Origin of the sequence: Gemelliphila asaccharolytica, from assembly GCF_001553005.1 — a bacterium.
Taxonomy (GTDB): Bacteria; Bacillota; Bacilli; order Staphylococcales; family Gemellaceae; genus Gemelliphila; species Gemelliphila asaccharolytica.
In genome coordinates, this window is the sequence record NZ_KQ959910.1 from 311 (window position 1) to 2574 (window position 2264).

The window sequence follows — 2264 nt, forward strand, 5'->3', positions numbered from 1 at the left end:
TATAAAATATTTCATAAAAAAAATAAATATATCTTAAAAAAAATATATATAAAAAATAAATAATAGTAAAATCGGCAAGTTTTAAAAAATATCTAAGAAAAAAAGTTTTGAAAATATTTAGATAAAAAATAATTAATTAACTTTTACGCCTCTAAATAATAAATATTTTATTATAAATGTTTCCAGGATTTCAAAAAATAAAAAAATAAATAATTTTTGTTCTTATTATAAAATAATATTTAAAATATTATCATTATCTACATTAAAGACAATTATAAAAATTAAAAATATTATAAAAAAATCATAATTTACAAAAATATTTGAAAAATAAGAACTAAGTATTGTCTTTAATTTTTTAAAGCGATATAATAAAAGGTACAAAATTATAATATTTTTATACTTGAACTAGGAGGAAAATATGAAATATAATAAGATATTAGCAGTAGGAGTAACGGGAGCTTTACTTTTTAGTATAACAGGTAGTGTACAGCCCCTTAACCAAGCAAACGCACAAATTAATGACGCTTCCGGCGAAGTAAAAGAAAAAGATAAAGGAGAATTAGACAAAGCAAGAGCAAACGCATTAGTAGAGTTAGGAAAACTTGCTAATCTAACTGATGACCAAAAAGCAAGCTTCCAAGAAAAAATCTCTGCAGCAGATAGTAAAGAAGCAGCTGATAAAGTTGTAGAACAAGCAAAAGCAAAAGATACAGAAGAATTAAACAAAGCAAAAGCAAAAGCTGCAACAGAGATGGGAGGACTTAACAATAATTTATCTAGAGGCGAAGTAGCCAGATACAGAGCAGAAATCTCTTTAGCAGATAGTAAAGAAAAAGTTAATTATGTTTTAGCAAAAGCAAAAGCAGTTGCAGAGATAAACAAACTTGCTAACTTAAATGATTTAGAAAAAGAAGGCTTCAAAGTACACATACCTATAGAAGGTAGTATAGAAGAAGTTAATAAAGTTGTAGACAAAGCAAAAGAACAAGACCGAGTAAACAAAGAACTAAAAGATACAAAAACAAAAGCTTCAGCAGAGATAGAAAAACTTGCTTTAGATTTAGATGGGAAACAAATCGAAGACTTCAAATCAGAAATCAATAACGCAAATAGTATAGAAAAAGTTAATTTCGTTTTAGCAAAAGCAAAAGCTTCAGTTGAGTTAGTAGAGGTAGAAAGACTTGCTTATTTAAATGGGGAAGAAATCAGATACTTCAAAGAAGAAATCGATAACGCAGATAGTAAAGAAAAAGTTAATGTCGTTTTAGCAAAAGTAAACGCATTAGTAGAGATAAGAAAACTTGACAATTTATCTAAAGAAGAAAAAGAATCTGCAAAAGCAGAAATCTATAAAGCAAGTAGTGTAGAAGAAGTTCATACAGCTTTAGCAAAAGCAAAAGCATTAGCAGAGATAGGAAAACTTGCTAACTTAAATGAGGAAGAAAAAGCAGGCTTTAGAGAAAAAATCTCTGCAATAAAATTTCCTGTAGCAGGTGATATAGAAGAAGTTAATAAAGTTCTAAAACAAGCAAAAGAAAAAGACAAAGCAAACAAAGAAGCAAAAGAAAAAGGTAAAGTAGATAAAAAAGAATTAAAAGAAGCAAGAGATCTTCTAGATAAACTAACAAAAGAAAAAGATGTAGACAAAGGAAAAACAAAAACAACTTCAGAAGCTTACAATATAGCAAAAGGACAGGCAGAAGAAGTATTAGATGAAGCAGACAAAGTAATAGAAGACAAAAATGCATCAGTTGAAAAGGTAGCAGAAGCATTAGAAAAAGTAAATACCAAAAAACAAGCACTAGAAAAAGCAAAAGCAGCTTTAATAGATGCAATGACACCAGAACAAAAAGAAGAATTAGCAAAAACAGAAGAATACCTAAAACCAGCAGACACAAAAGGAAAAACTCAAGAAAGTATTAAACAATACAATGAACAAATAGCAAAACTAAATGCTAAAATAGAAGAAGCAAAAACAGAAGCTAAAACTATTTTAGCAAAAGGAGAAGAAGCAACCAAAGATGAAGCTGCTAAAGTAATAGCAAAAACACAAGAAATCAAAGCAGAATTAACAAAAGCAAGTGCTGCCTTAAAAGACAAAGGAAACAAAGAACAAGAAGAACTTGCTAACGCAAAAACAAAAGCATTAGCAGAATTAGATAAACTTGCTAACTTAACAGAAGAACAAAAAAAAGTTGCAAAAGAAGAAATAAACAAAGCAGATAGTATATTAAAAGTTAATGAAGCAAAAGCAGAAGCAAAAG

Annotated in this window: 1 protein-coding gene; it reads left to right on the plus strand. The window is 28.2% G+C overall.

The features are described from left to right. Positions 1 to 418 precede the first annotated feature (418 nt). On the plus strand, positions 419 to 2264 hold a 1846-nt coding region (locus tag HMPREF1871_RS05620), incomplete at its 3' end, for a GA module-containing protein (RefSeq protein ID WP_198145788.1).